General features: G+C 68.1%; 11 protein-coding genes and 1 pseudogene. 7 read left to right on the top strand and 5 right to left on the bottom strand.

Annotated features, from left to right (window positions below):
• The first annotated feature begins 46 nt into the window (after positions 1–46).
• From ASD69_RS04605 to ASD69_RS04590, 4 genes are all read left to right on the top strand, one after another.
• On the top strand, positions 47–523 hold the full coding sequence (locus ASD69_RS04605) for a peroxiredoxin (protein ID WP_056174466.1): 477 nt from the start codon (positions 47–49) through the stop codon (positions 521–523).
• 174 nt (positions 524–697) lie between these two features.
• On the top strand, positions 698–1225 hold the full coding sequence (locus ASD69_RS04600; protein ID WP_056176571.1) for a DUF892 family protein: 528 nt from the start codon (positions 698–700) through the stop codon (positions 1223–1225).
• Between the two features lie 67 nt (positions 1226–1292).
• Entirely contained in the window at positions 1293–2069 is a 777-nt protein-coding gene (locus tag ASD69_RS04595; protein WP_200943938.1) for a hypothetical protein, read from the top strand.
• 11 nt (positions 2070–2080) lie between these two features.
• On the top strand, positions 2081–2707 hold the full coding sequence (locus ASD69_RS04590; protein ID WP_056174462.1) for a M50 family metallopeptidase: 627 nt from the start codon (positions 2081–2083) through the stop codon (positions 2705–2707).
• 184 nt (positions 2708–2891) lie between these two features.
• On the opposite strand, the gene ASD69_RS04585 is transcribed toward ASD69_RS04590, so the two are convergent.
• From ASD69_RS04585 to ASD69_RS04575, 3 genes are all read right to left on the bottom strand, one after another.
• Entirely contained in the window at positions 2892–3326 is a 435-nt protein-coding gene (locus tag ASD69_RS04585; RefSeq protein WP_056174460.1) for a hypothetical protein, read from the bottom strand.
• A 271-nt stretch (positions 3327–3597) separates the two neighbouring features.
• Positions 3598–5919, bottom strand: a complete 2322-nt coding sequence (gene pbpC, locus ASD69_RS04580) for a penicillin-binding protein 1C (RefSeq protein ID WP_082576263.1) — start codon at positions 5917–5919, stop codon at positions 3598–3600.
• A 392-nt stretch (positions 5920–6311) separates the two neighbouring features.
• Positions 6312–11270, bottom strand: coding sequence for an alpha-2-macroglobulin (locus ASD69_RS04575; RefSeq protein WP_056174458.1), 4959 nt, complete (start codon positions 11268–11270; stop codon positions 6312–6314).
• A 407-nt stretch (positions 11271–11677) separates the two neighbouring features.
• On the opposite strand from ASD69_RS04575, the pseudogene ASD69_RS04570 reads away from it, so the two are divergent.
• Positions 11678–12976 (top strand): annotated as a pseudogene (locus ASD69_RS04570) (M12 family metallo-peptidase); the annotation flags it as partial.
• Positions 12962–13591 carry a PKD domain-containing protein gene (locus ASD69_RS22610; protein ID WP_235567177.1) on the top strand — a complete coding sequence of 210 codons (630 nt, stop codon included), beginning with the start codon at positions 12962–12964 and terminating at the stop codon, positions 13589–13591. The pseudogene ASD69_RS04570 and the gene ASD69_RS22610, both read left to right, overlap by 15 nt.
• 118 nt (positions 13592–13709) lie before the next feature.
• Here ASD69_RS22610 and ASD69_RS04565 read toward each other — a convergent pair whose 3' ends face one another.
• The gene (locus ASD69_RS04565; protein WP_082576262.1) at positions 13710–15200 is read right to left on the bottom strand and encodes an FAD-binding oxidoreductase; all 1491 of its coding nucleotides are present in this window, start codon (positions 15198–15200) and stop codon (positions 13710–13712) included.
• Between the two features lie 842 nt (positions 15201–16042).
• On the opposite strand from ASD69_RS04565, the gene ASD69_RS04560 reads away from it, so the two are divergent.
• Positions 16043–18199, top strand: a complete 2157-nt coding sequence (locus ASD69_RS04560; RefSeq protein WP_082576261.1) for a M4 family metallopeptidase — start codon at positions 16043–16045, stop codon at positions 18197–18199.
• A 211-nt stretch (positions 18200–18410) separates the two neighbouring features.
• Here the strand turns inward: ASD69_RS04560 and gyrA are convergent, their stop codons facing one another.
• Positions 18411–21152 carry a DNA gyrase subunit A gene (gene gyrA, locus ASD69_RS04555; RefSeq protein WP_056174457.1) on the bottom strand — a complete coding sequence of 914 codons (2742 nt, stop codon included), beginning with the start codon at positions 21150–21152 and terminating at the stop codon, positions 18411–18413.
• Between the last annotated feature and the right edge of the window lie 191 nt (positions 21153–21343).

Below are 21343 nucleotides of genomic sequence, written 5' to 3'. Positions count from 1 at the left end.
TACGCGCGCGCCGACCAGACTGCCATCCCCACCGGAGAATATCCCCATGAGCATCCAGGTCGGCGACCGCCTGCCCGAAGTCAATCTGCAACGCATCCGCGAAGGCGTCGAGACCGTCGACACCAACGCCCTGTTCGACGGCCGCAAGATCGTGCTGTTCGCCGTGCCCGGCGCCTTCACCCCGACCTGCTCGGAAAAGCACCTGCCCGGCTTCGTCTCGCACTTCCACGATTTCCGCGCCAAGGGCATCGAAGTCGCCTGCATGGCGGTCAACGACCCCTTCGTGATGCAGGCCTGGGGCCAGAGCCAGCACGTGCCCGACGGCCTGATGATGCTGGCCGACGGCAACGGCGACTTCACCCGCGCGCTCGGCCTGGAGCTGGACGCCAGCGCCTACGGCATGGGCACGCGCGCCAAGCGTTTCGCGCTGTACGCCGAGAACGGCGTGGTCACCCAGTTGGAAGTCGAAGCCCCGGGCGAGTACCGCGTGTCCTCGGCCGAGCACATGCTGTCGCTGGTCTGACCGCAGCGAACTGAACGCGGGAGGCGGCGCCTACATCGCCGTCACCGGCCGCCGGGCATCGTTGGGGGCACCTCGCCCCCAGCGACCCGCCAGGAGGTCGATATGAGTGCCAAACCCACACGCAAGTCAGCGCACGCGGTCGCCGCCACGGCCAGCCGCAAGCCCGAAGCGGCGATGATCACCGACGTCAAGGCGATCCGCGCCCGCGCCCGTCAGCATATTCAGGACGGCGCGATCACCAGCAGCTACAACGCCGACCGCGGCACCGTGATCAAGCTGCTCAACGAAGCGCTGGCGACCGAAATCGTCTGCGTATTGCGCTACAAGCGCCACTACTTCATGGCCAGCGGTCTGATGGCCGACGCGGTCAAGGCCGAGTTCCTCGAGCATGCCAACGAGGAGCAGGCGCACGCCGACCGCATCGCCGAACGCATCGTCCAGCTCGGCGGCGAGCCCGACCTGAACCCCGATGTCTTGTCCAAGCGTTCGCATGCCGAGTACGTGGAAGGCAGCGATCTGCGCGACATGGTCAAGGAGGATCTGGTCGCCGAACGCATCGCCATCGACAGCTATCGCGCGATCATCGACTACCTCGGCGACCGCGACACCACCACCAAGCGCATGCTGGAAGCCATCCTCGCCCAGGAAGAGGAACACGCCGACGAGCTGGCCGACCTGCTCGACGGCTGGACCGGCAAGTAAGCGCCTAGGCGGCGCGCCCGGATCGGGCGACGGCGGCGGCCGCCAGGGCCGCTGCTAGACTCGCCGCATGAGCCGCCTGGTCCATATCGCCCGCATGCGCGCCCGTCTGGAGCGCGCGCATTGGCCGCGCCTGCAGATGGCGACGGTGGTCGCCATTACCGGCGGCGTCGGCTTCGTGGCCTCTTACGTTCTGCTGCGCGGCGGCATGGACGCGATGTGGCAGCGTTACCCGCTCGCGGTCGCCATCGCCTACGCCGTATTTCTGTTGTTGTTGTGGCTGTGGGCGCGGTTCTTCGAGCGCAAGGCCTACGACTGGCTCGACCTGGTGCCCGATGGCGGCGGCCACAGCGGCGGTGGCGGCGGCAGCGGATCTCCCGGCGGCGGCGGGCACAGCGGCGGCGGGGGCGCTTCGGCGTCGTTCGAGGTCGACGGCAACGTGCCCATGCCCTCGATCGCGGCGCCCGACATCGACATGAGCCTGCCTGAGCTGGAACTGCCCGACGCATTGGGCGGCGTCGAGGAAGGCGGCTGCGCGCTGGCGCTCCTGCTGCTGGTGGCGACGGTGGCGCTGGGCGCCCTGCTGTTGACCGTCGGCTGGGTGGTCTGGATCGCGCCCACCCTGATGGCCGAGCTGATCCTGGACGTCGCCCTGGCCGGTAGCCTGTACCGGAGACTGCGCCGTATCCAGACCCAGCACTGGCTGCGCACCGCGCTGCGACGCACGATCTGGCCGGTGCTGGGCGTCACCCTGACCCTGGCCGTGCTCGGCTATGCCGGAACACGCTACGCGCCGGGCGCGGACTCCATCGGCGACGTGGTCGCCGCGATGCGGGCGCGCGAGTGAAACCTCAACGCATGCGCCCTTCGCCGCGCGAATTCGTCCCGTTCCGCCTGCTCGGCGCGCCGGTGGTGTTCCACTGGAGCGTGCTGGTGGTCGTGGCGCTGCTCCTCAGCTTGTCGTTCAGAAGCAATCCGCTCACCGCTGCCGTGGGCGTGCTCGCGTATCTGCTGTTGATCGTCGCTCATGAAGCCGGCCACGCCTGGGTCGCGCGCCGCCATGGTCTCTACGTGGAGAGCCTGCGGATCTATCCGATGCATGGCTGCTGCGTGCACGAATCGGCGCGTACGCCCGCGCAGGACATCGCGATCGCCTGGGGCGGCGTCGGCGCGCAGGCCCTGCTGTTCGGGTTGGCGATGCTGATCGGCGCGCTGCCCTCCACGCCCGGGATGCTCGCCCCGCTGCAGACCGCGGTGGTGATCGCCTGGGGGCCGGTCAACCTGATGATCCTGGTGCTCAACCTGCTGCCGGTGCCGCCGTTGGACGGCGCTCGCGCCTGGCGCGTACTGCCCTGGTTGCGGCAGCGTTGGCGCATGCGCGCGCAGGCCAAGCCGGTCAAGCCGAAGCCGCGCGCGCCGGGCGAACGCGGCCAGGTCGTATCGCTGGACGAGCATCGCAAGCGCAAACCGCGCAGCGACGACTGAGACGTCGCGCTTAAAGCGCGGCGACCAGATGACCGCCCGGCGGCGTTTTAGGATGCGGTGAGCGCGGCGAACCGCATCACTGGCGCGAGTCCTGCATGGCGACGGCGCGGTTCGCCTGAGGCTCACCGCACCGTACGGCGGATCGGCGCGGGGTGGTTGCGATCCAACCGCCATGCATGCCCGCTTACAACGTCTTTTCCAGATACGCCTTGGTCTTGTCGGAAATGTTCGGCGTGTCCACATCGAAGGCGAAGGTCAGCGTGCCGTCCGCGGCCAGGCTGAAACTGCCGTTGCGGTCGCCGGGTTTGTGGCTGCAACGCAAGGCCTTGACCCTGGCCGCGATGGCCGCCTTGGACGTGGGGTCGTCGCACATATGCGCCATGCCGTCGGCGACGGCCTGGCAATAGTTCGAGGCGACCTGCTTTTGCGCCACGAACGGCGCGACCAGATTCGGATCGAGCTTGGCGCCGAGGGCATAGCCGCATTTTTCCTGGAACAGCGAGACCTTCGCATCCAGCCAGCCCTGCCATTGCAGCAACTGCTTCTGCTCGCCCAAGGATTGCGCGAACGCGGGCAAAGCGGCGATCGACAGCACAGCAAGCACGGTGATTTTGTTCATGAGCACATCCTGTAGTGACGGAGGCGCGAGGCGCGCAACGGCAGCCGGCTTTCCACCATCGCCTCATCGCCACGATCATGCCAGCCGCTGCAATGGAACAGCCGTGCGGTTAGCGTCGAGTGACGAATCGGACGGCATGCACAGACATCTCACCGCGCATGCGCCAAATAGACACGCGCAGTGTCCATTTGATGCATTTGCAGCGTGCCATTCTCCGTCGTTACGAGCTTGCGATTCAGGCCCGGACGAACACCGCGCTATTCGAGCCAGCTCAGCGCAGCACCCGGAACCGCACTCGCGACCAGGCGCCGCTGTCGGCCAAGGCGGTGAGCTGATGATCGCCGGGCTCGCCGAAGTCGTGCGCGAAGGCGGTGTCGCCCTCGGTCTCGCCGATCAGGCGCCCATCCAGCAACCAACGGATCCGCGCCGCGCTGCCGATCGCACGCAGGGACAGCCGCAGCGCATGCACGCTGCCGGGCGCGCGCGCGATCGTGGCCTGATCGGCCAGGCCCTCGATGCGCAGTTCCTCGCTGGCGTCGCGCCCATCGGCGGCGCAGTCCGGCGCCAGCGCCGGCAGGCGCGAGGCGCGGCGGGTTTCCGCGGCCAGCCAGGGCGAGGCCAGGGCCGGCCAGCGCGCGATGCTGGCCTCGCGGCGCGCATGCGAGGCGCTGCAATCGGCGGACAGGCGCAGGCCGCTGCGCGCATCGACCTGGAAACGCTCGACGCCCGCGTTCCACAGGCGCGCATCGCGCTCGGCGAAGGTCGGCGGCACCGAGCCGTCCAGGGTCCAGGCCTGCAGCTTCTTCTGGCACAGCTGCGGCGCCTGCGGATCCGGCGGCAAGCCCAGCGGCCAGCACACCTCGATCTGCTCGACGTTCGCCGGCGGCGGCTTCAGCGCGCCGTCGCCGCGTTGGCGCGGCAGGCTGTCGACCACCTCGAACAGCAGCGGCAAGGCGGTGACCGCGCCGTACTGGCCAGGCAAGGGCGTGCCGTCCGGCCGCCCGACCCAGACCCCGACCGTGTAGCGGCGCGTGCTGCCCAGCGCCCAAGCGTCGCGGAAGCCGTAACTGGTGCCAGTCTTCCAGGCCACCCGCGGTCGGCCCGAGGTATCGAAGGTATCGGCGACGGCGCCCGGCCGCGGATTGGCCTCGAGGATTTCGCGCACGATCCAGCCCGCGCCCGGCGACAACAAGCGCCGTTCCAGCAGCGGCGCGTCCGGCGTGTAGCGCACGCGTCCGGCCAGGCCTTCGCGGTTCAGCGCCGCGTAGGCGCCGACCAGATCCTCCAGGCGCGCGCCGGTGCCGCCCAGGATCATCGACAGGTTCGGGGTCGCGCCGCGCGGCCAATGCAGTTCGATGCCCGCATGCGCGAGCCGCGCCGAGAAGCGGCTGGGCCCGACCCGATCCAGCAGATCCACCGCCGGCACATTGAGCGACAGGCGCAGCGCCTCGGCCGCGCCCACCGGCCCGTTGAAGGTCGCGTCGAAATTGCCCGGCCGGTAGTCGCCGAACGACTGCGGCGCGTCGACCAGCAGGCTTTCGGAATGGATTAGGCCGTCGTCCAGGGCCAGGCCGTACAGGAAGGGCTTGAGCGTCGAACCGGGCGAGCGCCAGGCCTTGACCATGTCGACGTGGCCCAGGCGCGCGGTATCGGCGAAGGTCGCCGAACCGACGTAGGCGCGCGCTTCCAGGCTGGCGTTGTCGATCACCAGCAAGGCCGCCGAGGTGCGCTCGGGCAGATTGGAGAAGTAGGCCGCGACGCGATCCTCGAGAGTGCGCTGCAGTTCGATGTCGATGGTCGAGGTCAGCCGCGTCGCCTTGGGCTGCTCGAAGCGCAGGCGCTGCGCCAGCAGGGGCGCGTGCTGCGGCGGTTGCAGCGAACGCGCCACCACCGGTTCGATGCGCGCATCGGCGACCAGCGCGCGCGACCACACGCCCAGCGCGGCCATGCGCGCCAGCACCTTGTCGCGCGCCACGCGCGCGCGCTCAGGTTCGCGGTCCGGACGCAGCCGGCTCGGCGACTGCGGCAGCACCGCCAACAGCGCGGCCTCGGCATGCGACAGGCGCGACGAAGGCTTGCCCAGATAGGCCCAACTCGCCGCCTCCACGCCTTCGACGGTGCCGCCGAACGGGGCGCGATTGAGATAGAGAGTCAGGATCTCGCGCTTGGACAGATGCGTTTCCAACTGCAGCGCGCGCAGCAATTGCTTGAGCTTGCCCCAGGGCGTGCGCGTATGCGGATCCAGGATGCGCGCGACCTGCATGGTCAGGGTCGAACCGCCGGAGACCACCCGGCCGCTGCCCAGCCACTGCCCGCCCGCGCGCAGCAAGGCGTAGGGATTCACGCCGGGATGCTTCCAGAACCAGCGGTCCTCGTAGTTCAGCAGTGCCTGCAGGTACAGCGGCGAGACCTGCTCGATGCGCACCGGGTACCGCCAGATGCCGCCGCGATCGGCGAACGCGCGCAGCGGCGTGCCGTCGGCGGCGACCACCACCGCGCCGGCCTGGCCCTCGCGCGGCAGCGGCAGCGGGAAGGCCAGATCGAGCAGCATCGCCGAGGTGACGAACAGCAGCGCGGTTAGCAGCAGCTTCATTCCGAAGCGGCGCGGCGTCGGCAGCGCGGTCGTTGCCGTTGCGGGGTCGGACTTCGCTGCGCGCAGGCGATGCCACCAGCGCTTGCACGCGCCTATGCCCCCTCTCCCGCCTGCGGGAGAGGGTTGGGGTGAGGGCCGCTCCGGCGCCGGAGGTTCCGTACTGCTCACTGGATTCACCGGCTTTCGTTTACTGGAAGTACTTGGGAATGGAAGCACTCACGCCTGCGGCGCTCGCTTCCCTCATCCGCCCTACGGGCACCTTCTCCCGCCAGCGGGAGAAGGGACAGCATTGGTTACGCCTCATGCGCTGCACCGAACGCCCGACCGCCATGCAGTCGGGCCGGGGCGCGGCTTGGGGTGAGGGCCGCCGCGAGCCCGCCCGCGGCGCTACCTCACTTGCCCGGCTGCGTCACCGTCAGCATCGCCGGTACCGCCTTGCCGACGCCGCGCAGATCCGGACGGTACATGTCCTCGACCAACGACGGCGGCACGGTGTAGGTGCCCGGCGTGACCGCGCGCACCAAGTAGAACACCCGCGCGGTGTCGCCGACGTCGAGCTTGAGCGCGGCCACGTAACGGTCGTCGCGGAACTCCTCGTGGCGCACTTCGGCGGCGTCGTCGCGGTCGGAGATCTCGATGCCGTCCACCACCACGCCGGCCCACTGCTTGGCGTCGCCGAGGTTGAAGTTCTCGATCTCCAGGCCCGCCGGCAGCAGGTCGGTGAGCAGGGCATCGGGCATGCTGCGGCTGGCCTTGATGCTGACCTGCACGATCAGGGCCTCGCCCTCCTCCAGGCTGCCGCCTTCCCACTCCTCGCCCTTGGTCGTGTAGTACTTGCGCTTGACCTCGATCACCGAGCTGTCCGGGTCCGGCCCACGGCGCGGCACGCCGGCCACTTCCATGCTCGCGTACAGCGGCGGCTGACCGACCGGCGCGAAGCTCACGCCCGCGGCCAGCGCGTCGTAGTCGAACAGGCGGCCGACGATCTTGGCCGCACCGGCATCGCTGGCGACATCGCCGACCTTCCATTGGCCGGACACGCTCTTGGCCTGGTCGGCCATCAGCGCCTTGCCCAGGCGCGCCAGCGCGACCTGCTCCTGCGTGCTCAGCCACAGCCAACCGCGGTTGCGGCGCGCGTCCAGCTCCAGGCCCAGCGGCACCGCGCGGCCGTCGTAGGCCGGCGTGGCGTAGCCGCGCTCGTGCACCAGCGCGATCATCAAGGCGTCGTCGCGCACGCGGCTGCCGTAGTCGCCCAGGTACTCCGGACGGTCCTTGGAGTCCTTGGCGAAACCTTCGGCGATCGCCTTCTTGCCGCGCGCCTTGTCGCCCTGCATCGACAGCGCCAGGCCCAGGTGCACCAGCGGCAGGCCGGTCACGCTGTTCTTGCGCTCGTTGTCGTAAAGCGCGCGCAAGGTACCCAGCGGCGCGCGGTTGACGCGCGCCAGCACATAGCCGGCGTGGGCCTGGTAGGCGAACTTGAGGTGTTCGCGGCGGTCGTAGCCGAAGAACTGGGCGCCGCCCGACAGCAGGTCCTCGTTGAGCACCTTCAGCGACTTCTGCAGCATCGTCTCGGGCACCGCGAAGCCGGCGTCGCGCGCGTCCAGCAGGAACTCGACCACGTAGGGCGTGATCGCCTGATTGACGTAGTCGCCGTCGCCCCACATCGAATAGTGGCCGGAGCCGATCTGCATCGCCGCCAGGCGACCGAACGCGCCTTCCATGCGCGCGCGCCGCTGCTTGGCGTCCAGACCCTTGACCCCGAGCATCTTGGCGGTCGCCTCGTCCAGCTCCAGCGCGGCATAGCCCTTGCTGGTGGTCTGCTCGGCGCAGCCGTACGGATACTCCAGCGCGCCCTGCAGCGCGCTGGCGAACGGAATCGGCGGCAAGGCGCTGACCGTCATGCGCGCGTTCACCGAACCCGGCATCAGGCCTTCGGCGAAGTCCGCGCCCAGGCGCACCGAGGCGTTGTCCTCCAGCACCTGGGTGCGCGCACGCAAGACCTGCGGCCAGGCCGGCCGCACCGGCACCTCGTAGCGCCGGTCGACCTTGTAGCCGTTGCCCTCCACGCGCACGCGCACCTGCGCGACCGTGTAGCCCTCGCGGGCGACGATCGGGAAGGTGTAGGTGGTCTTGGCCTCCACGCCCAGGTTGGCCTTGCGGTTGCCGTCGCTCAGCGACAGCGGGCCGATGCCCTCGACCTTGACCTCGAACTCGCCGGGCTTGCCGGTGAAGTTCTGCACGTCCAGGGTGACGTTGCTGCGGTCGCCCGGTGCGAGCACGCGCGGCGTGCTGGCCTCGGCCAGCACCGGCGCGCGCACGATGGTCTCGCGGTCGCGCTTGCCGTACTTGCCGCCGGAGTACACCAGCGCCGACACCCGCAAGGTGCCGTTGAAATCGGGCACCGCCAGCTTGACCAGGGCATTGCCCTTGGCGTCCAGGCGTACGGGGCCCGCGAACAGATCCACCGTCTGCACCTTGGCGGTCGGGCGCCGTGCCTGTGGCAAAGCCTCCAGCGCTGCGTCGCCGCCGAAGCGGAGCTTGGCGGTGCCGCCCTCGAAGCTCTCGATCACGCGCCCGTAGACGTCGTAGGCGTCCACGCCCAGACGACGCTGGGCGAAGAAATGCGCGGCCGCGTCCGGCACCGGGAAGCGGGTGATGTTGAGGATGCCCACATCGACCGCGGACACGGTCACATAGGCTTCCTGCCCGGCCAGCTGCGGCGCGCTGACGGTGACCGGCAGGTCCTGCTCCGGCCGCATCAGCTTGGGCACGTTGAGCCCGACCGCGACCGTGCGCTCGCGCCGGTCCATCGGCACGTGGGCGATGCCGACCGCGCGCGCGGGCGTGATCTTGCTGGGCGCGCTGCCGCCGCGGAACACCAGCGCGGTCACGTAGACGTCGTGGCGGTCCCAGTCGTTGGTGACCGGAATCTCGAAGCTGCTGCCGGCCTTCACGTCGATCGCCTGCACGTACAGCATGCGATCGCTTTCGACCATCAGCAGGCCCTTGCCTGCGTGCGGCGGGGTCAGGGTGACCTTGAGGGTGTCGCCGGCCTTGTAGGCGGTCTTATCGAGCGCGATCTTGACCTTGTCGGGGCGCGCGTCGAGGCCACGGTTCTGGTCGTCCCAGCTCCAGCCGGCCTTGAACGGATAGCGCGAGGTCAGCTGGGTCGCCGGGTCGTAGACGTCGATGCGGTACTCGCCCCACTCGACCGGGAAATCCAGGCGCAGCGGCGAGGCGCCGAGGTCGACGTTGCGGGTCTGCACGTCTTCGTAGCGGCGGTTGAAGTCGTAGTCCCAGCCGCCGTCGGCGTCGTAGTTCCAGTGGTAGTCGCGGTGTTCGCGGATCAGGGTCACGCGCAGGCCGCGCGCCGGGCGCGGCTTGCCGTCGGCGCCGACGCGGGTCAGCTCGAAACCGGCGTTGCCGTTGGAATCGGTGCCTTCCTTGTCGTCGAACAGCGGACGCACGCCGACCAGGGCATCGGCCGGCCACAGCACGCGCTTGAGGCTGCGATTGACGCTGCGGCCGCCGCTTTCGTAGACGCTGCCGGTGAGGATGGCGGCGATCGGGCTGACCGGCTTGGCCTCGCTGGGCAGCGCCACGCTCTGCTGCAACTTGCCCTGGGCGTCGAGCGCGGTATCGACCACGTCCTTGGCTTCCTTGGGCAGGCTCAGGGTCGGGTCGCCGAAGAAGTAGCCGGGCAGTTGTTCCAACGGATGCTGCTCCACCATCACCGCCAGCTTGGCGGTGAAGCGGTTGCCGGCCGCGGGCGCGCCATAGAGATAGGCGCCGTCGACGGCGAGCTTGATCGGCTCGCCCGGCTTCAGCGTGGCCTGGGCGTTGAGGTCCAGCTTGAGGCGCTCGGGCAGGAACTCCTCGATGCGCAGGGTCATGCCCTGCACCGCTTCCTTGCTGGCCGGATCGGTGCGGAACTCGACCCGCCAACGGCCGGTCGCGGCGTCGGCCGGAATCACCTGGGCGTGGCGCACATAGCCCTGGCTGTCGGGCTGCAGGCGCGTTTCCAGGAAGGTCTTGCCGTCGGGCTGCACGTAGCGCAGGAACACCGGCTGCAAGGCCTTGCCCTTCAGCGCGACCGGCTTGCCGTCCTGATCGCGCAGCAGCGCCGACAGGCGCACGGTCTCGCCCGGGCGATAGAGATCGCGACCCGACCAGGCGAACACGTCGAACCAGGCCTGCTCGCGGCCGGAGACCGCGAACTCGGACAGGTCCAGCGCCGGCTGGTTGAACGGCAGCATCGACACGTCGCTGCCGCGCTGCGCCACCAGCACCTGGGTGGCGTCGAGCTTGTAGGCCAGCATCACGTTGCCGTTGCGATCGGTCTCGCCCTTCAGCACCGGCTCGCCATTGGCGTCCAGCACCTTGAGCTCGACGCCGCCGACCGCATCGCCGTTCTCCAGCGAGGCGGTGTGCACGAACAGCTTGTCCTTGTAGGCGCGCGCGTGCAGGCCGAGATCGCTGACGGTGAAGAACGCGGTCTCGAACTCGTCCTTGAACTGGCCGCTGCGCTTCATCACCGCGAAGTACAGACCGGGCTTCTGCAGCTCCTCGATGTCCTGCAGCGGCAGATAGGTCAACACGCGCTCGTTGGGCTTGCCGCCGAGCACGAAACGATTGACGTAGACCGGCTCGGCCAGCTTGGACAGCGGCGTCTTGTCGTCCCAGTCGCGCTCCAGCTCCCAGCTGCCGCGACGGCCGCCGCGCTGGTACTCGGCGAAGAACTTGGGCAGTTCCTTGTCCTTGATGCGCATGAACTCGACGTCGACTTCGGCGACGTTGATCGACACCACCGGCAGGCCGCGGCTCTCGCGCGCCGGCAGCACGCTGCCTTGCGAGGCGAAGCCGACCACCGGATCCAGCGGACCGGTGTAGACGTTGCGGGTGACGGCCTTGCCGATGCGGTCGCCGTCGGCGGCGGTGAGGCCGCCCTTGATGGTGACCACGTAATCCTTGCTGGCTTCGACGTGGGGGAAACGCAGGACCTTGCCGCCGTCGTCCAGCACCCAGCTGCCCTTGACCACGGCGCCGTTCTTGTCGGCGACCGCGATCAGGTCGTCGAAGGCCTGGCTGCCGACCAGCGGCTGGCTGAATTCCAGGGCGATCGCGAGCTGCTCGTCGGCTTTCTGATCGGGATAAGCCGCGACCAGCCCGAAGCCCTCGACGGTCTCGCGCTTGGCCTTGATCGCCTCGCCGCTGACCTCGGGCAGTTGGCCGGTGGTGTCGCGCTTGCAGGCGACGGGCCCGCCGATCACCAGCAGCGCCAAGGCCAAGCCAGCGGCCGCGCGCACGACGCGCCGGAACGAAAATGCAGCACCACCCACCACGCTATCCATGTCGTCTCCCCTAGGGTTGCGACGAGTATAGAGCGCGCCCAGCATCGCCATAAGGACAATTTGCGGGCCATGCGCAGGCATCGTTTTGCTGGCGTTGCCGAACGCCGACGACGGCCGCATCGAGCGCCCGGCGCAATCGCCCCTCACACCCTGGAACAATGTTTCAAACCGAAGTCGGGCCGATCCAGCGCCAGCGACGCATGTGCCAATGCATGACTCGAATCACACTGTGAGTACAGGCGCGACTAGTTTCCCCTGCCCCGCCCTGGCGCCTCGTTGGCTAGCTTGGAAAACGGCCGGATCGACGATCCGTCCGCCATCGCCCTGCGCATCGGCTAGCACGGACGCCGCGCCAGGGATCGCCATCGACGCGGCCGCGCCCCGGCCGACCAGGGAGAGAGAACCCGATGACCACCCGTAAGCATGCAGCGCGCCTGGCCCAGGCCGCCCTGCTCCTGTCCATCGCCAGCGCCCCAGCGTTCGCGGCCAAGCCGCTGTTCGTCGGACAGGCGCCGGCTCCGCAACGCGCCGCGCTCGCCACCGCCCAGCAGCTGTCGCACGCCGCCCCCACCCGCAGCCTGCGCATCGAACGCGCCGACGCCTCGGTGGTCAGCGCGCAGAACCGCGAGATCGAACTGCGCCTGGGCTCGCGCCTGGTCACCGCCACGCTGGACGACGCGCACCAGACCGAGCGCGGCAACACCGTCTGGCTCGGCCGTCTGCGCGATTCGCGCGGCGCCGCGGCCTTGCGCGGCTCCCGCGAAGTGCGTGTCGACGAACGCAACTCGGTGGCCCTGGTCCGCCACGGCGACCGCATCACCGGCAACGTGCGCGTCGACGGCACCTTGTACCGCATCCAGTCCCTGCCCGACGGCAGCAACGCGGTGATCGAAGTCGACGAAAGCCGCCTGCCGCCGGATCACGCGGCCGACTACAACGAAGCCGGCATGCCGCAGATCGACATGCGCGCCGCCGCGGCGCGCGCTGTGAGCGGCGGCGGCCTGGTCGGCGCGGCCGCGATCGACCCCGGTGCCACCGCCACCATCCGCGTCCAGGTGGTCGCCACCAACCAGGCGGTCGCCGCGTACGGCGGCGACATGGAAGCGCTGATCGAACTGGCCGTGGCCGAGAGCAACCAGGGCTACGTCAACTCCAACGTCGGCATCAACATGGTCCTGGCCAACTACCGCACGGTGCAATACACCTCGGTCGGCGACGGCCACGCCACCGACGTGCAGCGTTTCGCGGGCACCAGCGACGGTTACATGGACGACGTGCATGCCAGCCGCGACGCCAACGCCGCCGACGTCAATGTGCTGGTCATCGACGACGACAGCAACTGCGGCCGCGCCAGTTCGATCGGCTCCAACGCCGCCAGCGCGTTCGCGACGGTGTATTGGGATTGCGCGACCGGCTACTACAGCTTCGCCCACGAGATCGGCCACCTGTTGTCGGCGCGCCACGATCCGACCAACGACCCCAGCAGCACGCCCTACGCTTACGGCCACGGCTACCAGTACGCACCGGCCACGGGCACGCGCTGGCGCACCATCATGGCCTACCAGTGCAGCGGCGCCGCCTGCACGCGCCTGAACTACTGGTCCAACCCCGACGTCAGCTATAACGGCGTGCCGATGGGCAACACCAACCTCAGCCACAACCAGCGCGTGCTGGTGCAGACCAAGGCGGCGATGGCGGCGTTCCGCGCCGACCCGGGCGCCAACGTCGCGCCGACGGCCAACTTCAGTTCCTCGGCCAGCGGCCTGACGGTAAGCTTCACCGACGCCTCCACTGACAGCGACGGCACGATCGCTTCGCGCAGTTGGAACTTCGGCGACGGCACCACCTCCACCGCCACCAGCCCCAGCAAGACCTACGCGACGGCCGGCACCTACACCGTCACCCTGACCGTCACCGACGACGACGGCGCCAGCAACACCAAGACGGCCACCGTCACGGTTTCCACCGGCGGCGCGCAGACCTACACCAACGGCACCGACGTCAACATTCCTGACAACAATGCCACCGGCGTGAGCAGCTCGATCGTGGTCTCCGGCCGCACCGGCAACGCCCCGTCCAACGCTTCGATTTCGGTCAACATCGTCCATCCGTATAAGGGCGACCTGATCGTGGACCTGCTGGCGCCGGACGGCTCGGTCTACAACATCCACAACCGCAGCGGCGGCAGCGCCGACAACGTCAGCGGCACCTTCGTCAAGAACCTGTCCACCGAAGCGCTCAACGGCACCTGGCGCCTGCGCGCGGCCGACCGGGCCGGCCAGGACGTGGGCTACATCGACAACTGGAGCATCACCTTCTGATGCGCCGCGACCGGGCCCGCGCGCCCGGCTCCGGATCCCACCGAAACCCCGGCCACGGCCGGGGTTTCTCTTGCGCCAGCGGGAAGCGCCACGGCGGCATCGCCCGACGAGCCCGCCCTCACCTCGGCAAGTACTTGTCCCACATCCGATTGCGGAAACGTCCTCGCGGATCGATCTGACGCTTGAGCGCCGCGAACGTCGGCGCTGCCGGATAGCCGCGTAGAAACTGCTCGCGCGTGGCATGCAGGCGGTATGGCAGATAGTGGCGGCCGCCGTGATCCAGGGCCAGATCGATCAGGCGCCGCGTCCATTGCCCGGCGACCGCGTCGGCGCGCGCGCCGCTGCGCTGCTTGTGATAGAGCACGAACGAAAACACCTCGGTCGGCGACCAGCTCAGCAGCGATTGCCGATCCGCGGGCGCATGCCGGATCGAAACGTTCAATGCGTGCACCTCGAAGTCGCGCAGGAGCCGCGCCAGCGCGCGCGCGAACTCGGCGAAGGCCGGGACCGGCACGAAGTACTCCTGCAGCAGATAGGTCGAATAGCGCCGCGTGCTCGGCTCCAGCGAAGCGATGTCCAGGCTGGCTTCGCGATTGCGCCAGACCACCTCGCGCTCGCGTAGCAGCCTCTCGACCGAGTATCGCTCGCGCATCCAGGGGCCGCCCGGCAATTCGGACGCGCTCCAGATCAGTTTGCGGTCGCGGCGGTAGTCGCCATTGCGCGCGATCAGGCGTTCATCGACGGTCAGCGGCTCTGCGCAGCGGCTCCAGGTCACCGCGACCGGCGCGTCGAAGCGTGGCGGCAGCAAGTCGGCGTTGTGCAGCACGCTGGCTGGATCGGCGAGCACGCGTTCGGCGAACCAGGCCGGATACTCGTCCAAGGCCACCCGCTCGGCGCGCCGCACGATGCGATGGTTGAGGCTGAGATCGAACTCGGCCTCGGTGATCGCGCCCAGTCCGCCATAGCCGCCCACCGCCGCATGGAACAGCCGCGGGTCGCGCTCGCGGCTGAGCTCGTGCACCTGCCCGTCGCCGTCGATCAGCTGAAGCGCGCGCAGGCTGTGGATCAGGCTGCCCTTGCCGACGTAGCGGCCGTGGCAATTGACCGAGAGGGAGCCGCCTATGCTGAAGTTGCTGTAGCTTTGCATGATCGAAACCGCCAGACCGTGCGGGTCGATCAGCTCCTGCAACTCGCGCCAGGACATGCCGGTCTGCACGCGCACGCGCTGCTGCGCGGGGTCCAGCCACACCATGCGATTCAAGCCGCGCATGTCCAGATGCAACGATCCGTCCGCGGCGATCTGGCCGCCCATGCTGCAACGCGCGCCGCCGATCGACACCGCGCCTGGACCGCTTCGCAATGCCGCCACGACCGCGGCCACCGAGTTCGGTCTGAGCACGCGCCCCACTTCGATTTCGTCGATGCCGCCGATATCGCGCAGACGGCGTTCGTCGCGGTCCGGCGACTCGCGCGCGCAGCCGGACACGCCCAGCGCGGCGCAGGTGGCAAGCACCCGCAGCGCCTGGCGCCGTCCGGGATCGGCGCAAACCTCGTTCGCGACGTCGGCGTCGGCGTCGCCGCAGGCGGTATCGCTGTCGTCGCGGCCCATCAACGTGGGTCGCTTCCGGCCCGATCGGCGCGGCGCCCTCCACCCAGCCGCCGCGCGCCGGCCGGTCCGAATGCCGGGATCTCGATCGAAGCGTGGGGCGCGCGGGGCATGCGGTCAGGTTAGCGACCGTGCACCAGGCGCACCAGATCGGTGGTCGAGGTCTGGCCGTGCCTGGCTGGAGGACGGAGGCCGGACTTCCGCGGCGTCGCGGTCGCGGCCGACACCCGCTGAATCCGCATCGCCGGGCCCGTCAGCGTCTGCGAAGACCGGCTCCTGCCGTAACTGGAATAGCCCCCACGCTTATGCGCGGAATTAGGTCACATTCGACGATTGATTATCTAGCTGAAAATAATCAAGACCGCTTACTCGTTCATGTTAGTGAGCGTGAAAGCCTTTGATTTCGCTGGATAAGATCATCAACGCATTCAGGCGACAAAACCCCCACCCGCACCGCGCATAATCCTTGTGCATTGCAACAATATATTTAAAACATTATTACAATCCGATGGCGGTCTCGTGAAATCCGGATTCACGCGCCAAATACGGCAAAAAAACGGTTTCAGATGCAAGCGCCATGCACTGCATCAGTACGCATTCATTCCTTAACGAATGTGACTTAGTTCCACAGCTTTGACCCCAATTTGCACCCCGGCCTAGCGTCGCTCCGCCGTCGCGAAGGACATCGCGGCGGCATCCGATAGACCCACGACCTACCGCACGCACAAGGACGATCGAGTGCGCAGGGCCAGGGCGTGTTGGTGACAGGGGGCGGATGCACCACCTGCAGTGAGCCGGCCGCGACCGCGGCCCGACCAACAACACTAGCTTCGGGGGTAACACCAGTGAATCGTCATTCCGTACCGAAACTGCACGCACTCGCGGCCGCGGCCGCCCTGGTCCTGGCCGCTGGCGCGGCCGATGCGGCGCAACGCGTCGATCTGCACCAGAGCAACGTCAACCAGCTCAATCAGCAGTATCGCGCGGCCGCGGCCAGCGTCGGCGCCAGCGCCGATGCCGGTGCGCGTCACGCCGAGCTGCTGGCGCTGGACACGCAGTCCACGCTCAAGGCGGTCGCGATCAAGGCCGACCGCGACGGCACCCGCCACTACCGCTATCAGCAGAGCCATCGCGGCGTGCGGATCTTCGGCGAGCAGATGGTCGTCAGCGAAGACGCCAACGGCAACGTGCGCACGCTGTTCGGTCAGATGATCAACGGCATCGACGCCGACGTGCCCAGCGTCACGCCCAAGCTGGCCAAGTCGCAGGCGCTGAGCGTCGGCAAGCGCGCCGGCCTGGGCAACCGTCAGGGCCTGCTCGGCACCCGCGACGAGAAGACCGAGCAGGTCATCTATGTCGACGACGGCGGCCGCGCCCACCTGGCCTATGTCGTGTCGTACTTCGCCGACGCCGCCAAGGGCGGTTCGCCGACGCGTCCGTTCGTGATCGTCGACGCCAACGACGGCCGCGTGCTCAAGCAGTGGGACGCGCTGGCACACGCCAACGGCACCGGCCCCGGCGGCAACCAGAAGACCGGCCAGTACGAGTACGGCACCAACTTCGGTTTCCTCGACGTGGCGCAGAGCGGCAGCACCTGCACCATGAACAACGCCAACGTGAAGACGGTCAACCTCAATCACGGCACCACCGGCAGCACGGCGTTCTCCTACACCTGCCCGCGCAACACCGTGAAGACCATCAACGGCGCCTATTCGCCGCTCAACGACGCGCACTACTTCGGCAAGGTCGTCTACGACATGTACGGCGCCTACGTGGGCGTGCCCCCGCTGAGCTTCCAGCTGACCATGCGCGTGCATTACAGCAACAGCTACCAGAACGCGTTCTGGGACGGCTCGGCGATGACCTTCGGCGACGGCGGCTCGACCTTCTACCCGCTGGTCAGCCTGGACGTGTCGGCGCACGAGGTCTCGCACGGTTTCACCGAGCAGAACTCGAACCTGACCTACTCCGGCCAGTCCGGCGGCATCAACGAAGCGTTCTCCGACATGGCCGGCGAAGCCGCCGAGTACTACATGAACGGCACGAACGACTTCCTGGTCGGCGCGCAGATCTTCAAGGCCACCGGCGCCCTGCGCTACATGGCCAACCCGCCGCAGGACGGCAGCTCGATCGGCCACGCCTCGAACTACACCAACGGCATGGACGTGCACTACTCGTCCGGCGTGTACAACAAGGCGTTCTGGAAGCTGGCGACCACCTCGGGCTGGGATACGCAGAAGGCGTTCAAGGCCTTCGCCCGCGCCAACCAGCTGTACTGGACGGCGAGCACCAACTTCATCCAGGGCTCCTGCGGCGTCGAGACCGCGGCCACCGATCTGGGCTACAACGTCGCCGACGTGAGTGCGGCCTTCGCGCTGGTCGGCGTCGACTGCCCAGGCGGCGGTAACGCTCCCCCGGTGGCGAACTTCACCTCGTCGGTCAGCGGCCTGACCGTGGCCTTCACCGATACCTCCACCGACAGCGACGGCTCCATCGCCTCGCGTAGCTGGAACTTCGGCGACAGCACCACCTCCACCGCCACCAACCCCAGCAAGACCTACACGACGGCGGGTACCTACACGGTGACCCTGACGGTGACCGACAACAACGGCGCCACCAACACCAAGACCTCCACGGTCACGGTCGGCGGCACCGGCGGCACCCAGACCTACAGCAACGGCACGGACTTCCCGATCGCCGACAACAGCACGGTCGAAAGCCCGATCTCGGTCTCCGGTCGTACCGGCAACGGTCCGAGCAACGCTTCGATCACCGTCAACATCCTGCACACCTACAAGGGTGATCTGAAGGTCGATCTGGTCGCGCCGGACGGCACGCTGTACAACATCCACAACCGCACCGGCGGCAGCGCCGACAACGTGACCGGCACCTTCACCAAGAACCTGACCAGCGAAGCACTGAACGGCACTTGGAAGCTGCGCGTCAACGACAACGCTTCGCTCGACACCGGCAAGATCGACAGCTGGAGCATCACGTTCTGATTGCCCGATCCGGGCCAAGGAACGGCTCGGCGACGGCTATGCGATAAAAAAACCCCGGCTTCGGCCGGGGTTTTTCTTTTGAGCGTCGCGCTGCATGCGCGAACCACACGAACGCTCACGCTACGATCCCGATCGGCGACGCGTCGTCCGGACGCCGCAAACGAGAACGCCACCCGCAGGTGGCGTTCTCGTGGCAAGCGCGGGCCGCGGATCAGCTTTCCGGGCTGGGCGCGTCGCCTGCCTTGTCGCCCGCATCCGCGATCGGCGGCAGGCCATCGCCGCTCTCGTCCGCGTCGTCTTCCAACGAAGCATCGACGCGCTCGATGGTCTGCAAGGTCTCGTCTTCGGCCAGACGCATCAGGGTCACGCCCTGGGTGTTGCGGCCGACCTGGGAGATTTCCGCCGCGCGCGTACGCACCAGGGTGCCGCCGTCGGAGATCATCAGCACTTCGTGGTGATCGCTGAGCTGGATCGCGCCGACCAGGGCGCCGTTGCGCTCGGTGGTCTTCAGCGCGATCACGCCCTGAGTGCCGCGACCCTTGCACGGATACTCCTCGACCGGAGTGCGCTTGCCGTAGCCGCGCTGGCTGGCGGTGAGGATGTCGCCGTCGCCGTCGATCACGATCATGCTGACCACCATCTCGCCCGAAGCCAGCTTGATGCCGCGCACGCCGCGGCTGTTGCGGCCGGTGGAGCGAACGCCGCCCTTGCCGCGCTTGGACTTGTCGGCGCCTTCGCCCTCACCCGCCGCCTCGGCCTCGACGCCGTCCTCGGCGCCCTCGATCTCGGCCGACTCGTCGGCGCTGTCCGCCTCGTCCTCGCGACCGCTTTCGGCGAAGCGCACGGCCTTGCCGTTGCTGGCGAACAGCATCACTTCGCGCTGGCCGTCGGTCAGGGCCACATCGACCAGGGCATCGCCCTCGTCGAGGTTGATCGCGATCTTGCCGCGCGCCAGTCGATAGGCGAACTCGGTCAGCGGCGTCTTCTTGACCATGCCCTTGCGGGTGGCGAAGAACACGAAGTGCTGGTCGTCGTACTCGCGCACCGGCAGCACGGCCTGGACCTGCTCGCCGGCTTCCAGCGCCAGCCAGTTGATGATCGGACGGCCGCGCGCGTTAGGCCCGGCCTCCGGCAACTGGTGCACCGGCAGCCAGAACACGCGGCCGGAGCTGGTGAAGGTCAACAAGGTGTCGTGGGTGTTGACCAACCACAGCTTGTCGATGAAATCCTCGTCCTTGGTCGCCGCCGCGTTGCGGCCCTTGCCGCCGCGCTTCTGGGCGCGATAGGCGCTGACCGGCTGACGCTTGGCGTAGCCCGAATGCGACAGCGTGACCACCACGTCCTCCGGCGCGATCAGGTCGAGGATGTCGAGATCCTCTTCGCTGGCGCGGATTTCGCTGCGGCGCGCGTCGCCGAACTCTTCCTTCAGGTTCAGCAGCTCGGTGCGGATCACTTCCAGCAGCACGTCGGGATTTTCGAGGATCTCGATCAGGCCGCGGATGGTCTCCAGCAGCAGCTTGTACTCGTCGGTGAGCTTTTCCTGCTCCAGACCGGTCAGGCGGTGCAGGCGCATTTCCAGGATCTGGCTGGCCTGGGCCTCGGTGAGCTGGTAGCGGCCGTCGGCGAAACCGACGCCGGCCGGCAGATCGTCCGGACGCGAGGCCTCGGCGCCGGCGGCGGCCAGCAGCGCGCCGACCAGGCCGGGTTCCCAGGTCTTGGCCAGCATGCGCTCGCGCGCTTCGTTGGGATTCGCCGAGGTCTTGATCAGCTCGATCATCTCGTCGATGTTGGCCAGCGCTACCGTCAGGCCTTCCAGGATGTGCGCGCGCTGACGCGCCTTGCGCAGATCGAAGATGGTGCGGCGGGTCACCACTTCGCGGCGGTGACGGATGAAGGCCTCGATGATCTGCTTGAGGTTCAGCAACTGCGGGCGGCCGTCGACCAGCGCCACCATGTTGATGCCGAACACCGACTCCATCTGGGTCTGCTGATACAGATTGTTCAGCACCACCTCGGCCGATTCGCCGCGCTTGACCTCGATGAAGATGCGCATGCCGTCCTTGTCGGACTCGTCGCGCAGCTCGCTGATGCCCTCGAGCTTCTTTTCCTTGACCAGCTCGGCGATCTTCTCGATCAGCCGCGCCTTGTTGACCTGATACGGGATCTCGGTGACCGCGATCGCCTCGCGACCGGTGTCCTCGTTGACCTCGATGTCGGCGCGCGCGCGCATGCGCACGCGGCCGCGGCCGGTGCGGTAGGCGGCGATGATGCCGGCGGTGCCGTTGATGATGCCCGCGGTCGGGAAATCCGGGCCGGGGATGTATTCCATCAGGCCGTCGACGTCCAGCTCCGGATCGTTGATCAGGGCGATGGTCGCGTTGATCACTTCCGACAGGTTGTGCGGCGGGATGTTGGTCGCCATGCCCACGGCGATACCGGCCGAGCCGTTCACGAGCAGGTTCGGCACCCGGGTCGGCATGACCGTGGGTTCGAGTTCCTTTTCGTCGTAGTTGGGCTGGAAGTCGACGGTTTCCTTGTCGATGTCCGCCATCAGCTCGTGGGTGAGCTTGGCCATGCGCGATTCGGTGTAACGCATCGCGGCGGCGGAGTCGCCGTCGACCGAACCGAAGTTGCCCTGGCCGTCGACCAGCAGGTAACGCAGCGAGAACGGCTGGGCCATGCGCACCAGCGTGTCGTAGACCGACTGATCGCCGTGCGGGTGGTACTTACCGATCACGTCGCCGACGATACGCGCCGACTTGAAATGGGGCTTGTTGCTGTGCGCGCCGAGCTCGCTCATCGCGTACAGGACGCGGCGGTGCACCGGCTTGAGACCATCGCGGACGTCGGGGAGCGCGCGGCCCACGATCACGCTCATGGCGTAATCGAGATAGCTGCGACGCATCTCGTCTTCGAGATTGATCTGGATGATTTCCTTGGCGAGTTCGGCCATCAGGGTTCCGTGCTGAGCGGTTTTGCTAGGCGCCCCGGACGGCGGCGAAACCTGCCCGTGCGGGCCTGTTCTGCAGCTCGCTCAAGGCGGCATCAAAAGGACAGGAAATGATAGCACGAAACGGGGTCGGACAGCGGCCCGATTCCCACGCAGAAACAAGCACTTGCGGGTGCTTTTCCAGGCTTTGGCGC

The sequence above is a fragment of the Lysobacter sp. Root604 genome (genome assembly GCF_001427505.1).
In the GTDB taxonomy this organism is placed as follows: Bacteria; Pseudomonadota; Gammaproteobacteria; order Xanthomonadales; family Xanthomonadaceae; genus Lysobacter.
This window is presented reverse-complemented; position numbering and strand designations above follow the sequence as displayed.